Genomic DNA, 7121 nt, shown 5'->3' with positions numbered 1-7121 from the left:
ATGAAAACACTTACCGCAACTTTTTTAATGTTAATGATGACCTTGCAATTATTTGCACAAAGTGGAAATTCAACCGTAACGGATACCCTTTATGGTACAGGAAAGATCTATGTAGTGGTGGTCTGTGTAACGGTAATACTCCTTGGTTTGCTGCTCTTTTTATTTACTGTTGACAGAAGATTAAAAAAAATAGAAAAAAAATCTAGTGCTAAAAACTAATTTTAAACCGTTTAATTACAGTTTTTAAACGTTTTTAGAATTGGTGTTTTGGATACACTAAGGCCATGTCGATTTGCATTAATCGCTTTTTTTAATGCAATTTTGTAGCCTAAGAAAACGAAATAACTAATTTTCATAAAAAACAAAAATGTTAGATATCGCAAACCAGACAAATTTTTTTACAGACGTCTGTAAGAATTTTGACAGTGCCGCACAATTTACCTCCCATCCTGAGGGGTTATTATCTCAAATAAAAGCTTGTAACAGTGTGTATCGTTTTCAATTCCCTATTCGCAGAGGAAATGGTTTTGAAGTTATCGATGCCTGGCGTGTAGAACATTCTCATCACATGAGTCCTACTAAAGGCGGTATCCGCTACAGTGAGATGGTGAATGAAGATGAAGTAATGGCTTTAGCAGCCCTAATGACTTACAAATGTGCCATTGTCAATGTGCCGTTTGGAGGTGCTAAAGGTGGTATAAAAATTAATCCTAAAAATTATACCACAGCAGAGCTGGAAACCATTACCCGTCGTTATACTACTGAATTAATCAAAAAGAATTTTATCGGCCCCGGCATTGATGTTCCTGCACCTGATTATGGATCTGGCGAACGTGAAATGAGCTGGATTGCTGATACGTATATGACCATGAACCCTGGTTCATTGGATGCCTTAGGCTGTGTAACTGGTAAACCTATTGCTTTACACGGTATCCGTGGACGTAAAGAAGCAACTGGTAGAGGTGTAGCTTATGCTATCCGCGAATGTGTAAGTGTTGCTGAAGACATGCACAAAATTGGTTTGAAGGCTGGTTTAGGCGATAAAAAAGTTATTGTTCAAGGTTTAGGTAACGTAGGTTACCATGCTGCAAAGTACTTGGCAGAATTTGGCGCAACCATTGTTGGTCTTTGCGAATATGAAGGTGCTGTTTACAATGCAGATGGCTTAAACATCGACGAAGTGTTTGCTCACCGCAAACTAACAGGTTCTATTTTAGGCTTCCCTGGTGCCACAGAATTCAAAAATTCTATGGAAGGTTTGGAGCAACCATGTGATATTTTGGTTCCTGCAGCGTTAGAAAACCAGATTACTGAAGATAACATCAGAAACATCCAGGCAAAAATTATTGCTGAAGGTGCCAACGGACCAACTACGCCAGAAGCAGAGCTTATCTTTACAGAAATGGGCGGTATCATCATCCCGGATATGTATTGTAATGCTGGTGGTGTAACGGTTTCTTATTTTGAATGGTTGAAAAACCTTTCTCACGTTGCTTTTGGCCGTATGGAAAACCGCTATGCAGAAAACTCTAATACCAACTTAATCAATACCCTTGAATCATTAACCGGAAAAAGCATTCCTGCAGAACACCGCTCTATGTTGGTTAAAGGTGCTTCAGAATTAGAATTGGTTAACTCAGGTCTTGAAGATACCATGATCCATTCTTACCATGAAATCAGAGAAACATGTTTGAGTAAACCAGGTATCCAAACTTTAAGAACTGCCGCTTTAGTTGGCTCTATCGATAAAATTGCCGTTTCTTACATGAACCTTGGTATTTGGCCATAATTGGTATTAAACATTTCATTTATACAAAAAACCGCAGTGAGAGCTGCGGTTTTTTTTTGTTTAAAGATATTGCATTTCTTTTCCTTTCAGAACTATCAATATACTGTCATTAATTTCAATAACAATCTTTGTAGACATTTTAGGCAGGTATATTTTTTATCTTTGGGGTCATTCTTAAAAATCTAACTACAATGAGAAAGAGCGCAATAATCGGGTTAATTACGATCGCCATCTGTGTAGGCGTTCTATTTAGCCTGAACGCAGATACCAGTAACTATTCTACTTTCGCTGAAGCTTCCAAAGATTCAAGGGAATTTCACGTGATGGGCTATTGGGAGAAAGAACAAGGCATGTATTACGATGCCCTTAAAGATCCTAACCACTTTGCTTTTCACATGAAAGATGCTAAAGGCAAGGTTAATAAGGTTGTCTACAATGGTTCTAAACCACAAGACTTTGAAAGATCTGAAAAATTAGTGCTGATTGGTGAAATGAAGAATGACACCTTTTACGCCTCTAAAATACTCATGAAATGCCCATCTAAATACAATGACAACCTTGTGGAGGTTCAGCAAAATGGGGAAGTCCTGCCACAAGACGGACAAGTTAAACAATACAAATAATTTTTAATGGACATACAATTTGTTGGAGAGAACCTCCTTCCCGGTAAAATCGGACAGTTCTTTATTGTACTGGCATTTGCCGCTTCTTTACTTTCCACTATCGCTTATTATTTCGCTACTACTAACCGACAAAATCCTGAAGCAGAAAAATCATGGAAACAGCTCGGTAGACTATCATTTCTAATCAACTGGGTGAGTGTAATAGGTATAGGTACAACCCTGTTTTACCTGATTTTAAATCACTATAACGAATATTATTACGTTTATTTCCACTCTTCAAAAGCTTTACCTGTACATTATATTGTTTCAGCCTTCTGGGAAGGCCAGGAGGGAAGTTTCTGGTTATGGGCTTTCTGGCAGTCTTTATTGGGCGCCATCTTAATCTGGAAAGCAAGAACCTGGGAAAGCAGTGTGATGACGGTTGTCTCACTCTCGCAAGTGTTTTTAACTTCCATGCTTTTAGGTGTGAGCATTTTTGGCGAGCGTATTGGTAGCTCACCTTTCATTTTATTGAGAGATGCTGTTGATCTTAGAGAAATGGCCCCGGTAGTGTTTGCAGATCCGGAGAACTTTAAAAACTACCTTAAATTTATTACTGATGGCAGGGGCTTAAATCCATTGCTTCAAAACTATTGGATGGTTATTCACCCACCAACCTTGTTTTTAGGTTTTGCCAGTATGGTGGTTCCTTTCGCCTATGCGATTGCTGGTTTGTGGTTACGTAAATACAAAGAATGGGTTAAACCTGCGATGCCATGGGCCTTGTTTGCGGTCATGATTTTAGGTACAGGTATTATCATGGGTTCCTTCTGGGCTTATGAAGCGCTAAACTTTGGTGGCTTCTGGGCATGGGATCCTGTAGAAAATGCATCTATCATTCCTTGGTTAATGCTTATTGGCGGTGTCCATGTCATGATTGCTTTTAAAAATACAGGCCATGCATTCTTCACAGCCATCGTATTGGTTTTACTAAGTTTCATATTGGTGCTATATGCTTCTTTTTTAACCAGAAGCGGAATTTTAGGAGAAACTTCTGTACACTCCTTTACAGATTTAGGCATGTTTGGTCACCTGATTCTGTACAATGTAACCTTTTTGGCTATTCCTACAGTGCTGCTGATTATCCGTTGGAAAGAATTGCCTATTACCAATAAAGACGAAGAAACTTATTCGAGAGAATTCTGGATGTTCATCGGTGCCCTTGTGGTAACGGTAGCCTGTATCCAGGTTATTTTCTCTACTTCAGTACCAGTATTCAATGCGGCTTTCGGCACTAATTTCGCCCCGCCAATCGATGCCATTAAATATTACAACCAATGGCAGGCACCTTTTGCCATCCTGGTTACCTTCATTTCTGGTTTTTCACAGTACCTGAAATATAAAAGAACAGATACCCGTAAATTCTTCAGCAGCCTGGTGGCTTCTTTAATCATCTCGCTGGTGGTAACAGGTCTTTTTGTATGGGTAACAGATGTCTATAGCAACCTGATGTACATCTTGTTCTCTTTCAGTTGCATCTTTGCTGTATTGGCAAATGCAAGGGTAATTACCCAGGGCTTAGGTGGCAGAAGCAAACTTGCAGGTGCTGCAGTAGCCCATATTGGCTTTGCTTTATTGTTATTGGGTGCTTTAGTTGCTGCGGCAACCAGTCAGCCTATTTCCATCAACGCCAGTAATTTTATCCCGGTTAAAGATTTTGAAAAAGTAGAGAAACCAGGGCAAAACATGGTATTATACCGTAATGAGCCTAAGAAAATGGGCCGTTACACGGTTACTTATGTAGGTGATACTACGGTAGCACCTAACACGTTCTACAAGCTTAACTTCAAAGTGATCAATGAAAAAACAGGTGAGGTTAGAGAAGATTTCGACTTAAATCCACATGTGCAGGTTAACGAAAAAATGGGTTTAATAGCCTCTCCAGATACCAAACATTATTTCACTACAGATATTTATACCCACATTACCAGTGCCCCGGATAAATCGGAAGAGCATGGAGATCATGAAGGGCATACGGAAGAAGAAAACTATAAGGCACCTCGTATCCTCAATGTAAGTGTTGGTGATACCATTCATACCAGCAGTGGCATTATCACTGTTAAAGCACTTAACTTTAAACCGGTTGTTAAAGATTTAAAACTGGCACCTAAAGACATCGCGGTAGGTTTACCATTAGAGGTTGACTTGAATGGAAAGAAATATAATGTAGAGCCTTTGTTCTTAGTGAAAGGGAATAACACTTTTGATTTCGCCAGAAAAATTGATGAATTGAGCTTAAGGTTAAGGTTTACAAAAATACTTCCTGAACAGAATAAAATGGAGCTACAGGTTTATGAAAAACCACAGCAAGCAAAAGACTGGGTAGTCTTCAAATCTATTGAATTCCCTTTCATCAATCTTTATTGGTTAGGTACTATTGTAATGGTCATTGGTTTCTGTCTTTCTATTATCAGAAGAAAGAAAGAATTAAACAGAGGAAGATAACCAGGGAATCATGAATATAGTCTGTCTTGGTTCTGGAAATGTAGCTACAAACCTTACACAAGCTTTTAAAGCTAAAGGTGCACATATCATACAGATTTATAGTAATACACTGGCTAATGCGCAAGCATTGGCCAGTGTGCTGAATATCCAGGCCATAGCAGATTTTACGGCAGTTAACAGAAATGCCGACCTCTACCTGATTTGTGTGAAAGATGATGCCATTGCTAGTGTAGCCGCACAGCTTGCTGGCGTAAAAGGTTTGGTGGTTCATACTTCTGGCGCTACGGACCTGTCTGTTTTTGAGCAGGTAATTGGTTTAAGCCGTTATGGCGTACTCTATCCTTTGCAAACCTTTTCAAAAAGCAGGTTAGTAGACAGTGCACAGATTCCCTTTTGTATAGAAGGAAATAATGAGCAAAGCTTGAAACAGCTTCAAATGATTGCCGGCTCGATAACGCCGCTGGTTTACCTCATTAACAGTGCAGAGCGTAAACAATTGCATCTGGCCGCTGTTTTTGCCTGCAACTTTACCAATCACCTTTATGCGTTAAGCGCAGAAATTCTGGAACGCAACCAATTAAGCTTTGACATGCTGAAGCCTTTAATTGCCGAAACAGCAGCCAAAGTGCAAGATGCTTTACCCAAAGAGGTGCAGACTGGTCCTGCCATCAGAAACGATGAACTGACCATGCAAAAGCACCTGGAACTGCTCAATGAAAATACAGAACTAGTTGATATATATAAAACTTTAAGCAAAAGCATTAAAAAAACATATCTATAACACGATTACCGTTTTTGCTGCTTATTTTTGAACACAAATTATGAGTATTTATAAATTAAGAATAAACTTCGAAGAAAAAGGTAAAGAACCCATGGAACTTCCCATTGCAGGTGGGGAATCTGTGCTTGATGCTTGCCTTGATCACGGAATAGAATTACAACATAATTGTGGTGGTGTTTGCGGTTGCAGTACCTGCCATGTGTATGTAACCAAAGGAATGGACAATATTCAGGAAATTTCTGAAAAAGAGGAAGATTTTATCGATCGCGCTGTCCGTCCGAGAATTAGTTCTAGACTGGGCTGCCAGTGTGTGGTTATCGATGGTGACATTGAAGTAACTATCCCAGATCAATCAGAATTTTTAGGCCATTAATCAAGAATAGAACAACACATTATGCAAGATAAATTTTCTTTGCCCATCTACTGGAACGACCACGAAGATATCGCCCAGGAGTTATACGAAAAGTTTGGTGACGATTTTAACGAAGGAAAAATTTACCGCATCAGGTTTACAGAATTGTTAGAATGGGTGTTGACCCTGCCTAATTTTAAAGGTACCCGTGAGGAAAGCTCTGAAGGCCACCTGGAACAGATTCAATCTGCCTGGGTTTACGAATGGCGCGATAACCAGGACTAACAACAAAAAACATGTTTCTGCAAAAACTCAAAGAAATTACCACGTTTATATTTGACGTTGATGGTGTTTTAACCAATGGTGATATCCTCGCTTCTGATAGCGGTGAGTTTTTGCGTACATTTAATATTAAGGATGGTTATGCCCTGCAGCTTGCTGTAAAAAAGGGCTACCATGTATGTATCATCTCTGGTGGCAGCGGTCAGGCCATGCAGAAACGCTTTGCCGGTTTAGGCATTGAAGCGGCCTACCTTGGCGTGTCAGACAAAGTGCAGGTCTACCAGGATTTCCTGCAGCAGCACAACCTCCAGCATGCTGAAGTGCTGTACATGGGAGATGATATTCCTGATTATAAAGTAATGCAGCTGGTAGGGCTTCCTACCTGCCCTGCAGATGCTGTTGAGGAGATTAAAAGCCTCTCTGCCTATATTTCCCCAATATTAGGCGGTAAAGGTGCTGTACGCGATGTCATCATGAAAGTGATGAAAGTACAGGGCCAATGGTTTGATGAAAACCCTTCTGCTGCCGACTCGGCAAAATAAGAAATCCCTTACGCAACAAAATAGTTACGCAGGCTTGTTAAACCTTAGTGCCCCTGCCACCTCTAATCATTAACAAAACATAGAAACATATGAAAAAGTTAATGATGATTTGCGGTTTGTTATTTGGTGTGATTACCTTGACTAACGCACAAGATGGTGGTCGCAAAATGATGTCCCCAGAAGAAAGAGCAAAAAAACAAACAGAAAGACTTGGCGAAAAACTTAAACTTTCTGAAGCACAGAAAGCCCAGGTTTTAGCTATCTATAC

8 protein-coding genes are annotated in these 7121 nt (G+C 39.8%); all 8 read left to right on the top strand.

What is annotated here, in order from left to right:
- Positions 1-219, top strand: a 219-nt coding sequence (locus tag ACR2F7_RS11935; protein WP_432713787.1) for a CcmD family protein, incomplete at its 5' end; no start/stop codon positions are given.
- Positions 220-367: 148 nt separating this feature from the next.
- Positions 368-1789, top strand: coding sequence for a Glu/Leu/Phe/Val family dehydrogenase (locus ACR2F7_RS11930; RefSeq protein WP_432713786.1), 1422 nt, complete (start codon positions 368-370; stop codon positions 1787-1789).
- 191 nt (positions 1790-1980) lie between these two features.
- The gene (locus ACR2F7_RS11925; protein ID WP_432713785.1) at positions 1981-2412 is read left to right on the top strand and encodes a cytochrome c maturation protein CcmE; all 432 of its coding nucleotides are present in this window, start codon (positions 1981-1983) and stop codon (positions 2410-2412) included.
- Between the two features lie 6 nt (positions 2413-2418).
- The gene (gene ccsA, locus ACR2F7_RS11920) at positions 2419-4896 is read left to right on the top strand and encodes a cytochrome c biogenesis protein CcsA (protein ID WP_432713784.1); all 2478 of its coding nucleotides are present in this window, start codon (positions 2419-2421) and stop codon (positions 4894-4896) included.
- 10 nt (positions 4897-4906) lie between these two features.
- Positions 4907-5677 carry a Rossmann-like and DUF2520 domain-containing protein gene (locus ACR2F7_RS11915; protein WP_432713783.1) on the top strand — a complete coding sequence of 257 codons (771 nt, stop codon included), beginning with the start codon at positions 4907-4909 and terminating at the stop codon, positions 5675-5677.
- 40 nt (positions 5678-5717) lie between these two features.
- Entirely contained in the window at positions 5718-6050 is a 333-nt protein-coding gene (locus tag ACR2F7_RS11910; protein ID WP_432713782.1) for a 2Fe-2S iron-sulfur cluster-binding protein, read from the top strand.
- A gap of 21 nt (positions 6051-6071) precedes the next feature.
- Entirely contained in the window at positions 6072-6314 is a 243-nt protein-coding gene (gene iscX, locus ACR2F7_RS11905) for a Fe-S cluster assembly protein IscX (protein WP_432713781.1), read from the top strand.
- An 11-nt stretch (positions 6315-6325) separates the two neighbouring features.
- On the top strand, positions 6326-6853 hold the full coding sequence (locus tag ACR2F7_RS11900; RefSeq protein ID WP_432713780.1) for a KdsC family phosphatase: 528 nt from the start codon (positions 6326-6328) through the stop codon (positions 6851-6853).
- Positions 6854-7121: the final 268 nt, after the last annotated feature.

This window comes from Pedobacter sp. (genome assembly GCF_045628745.1).
Classification (GTDB): domain Bacteria; phylum Bacteroidota; class Bacteroidia; order Sphingobacteriales; family Sphingobacteriaceae; genus Pedobacter.
Note: the sequence above shows the minus strand (reverse complement) of the source record. Positions and strands in the feature narration are given on the sequence as shown.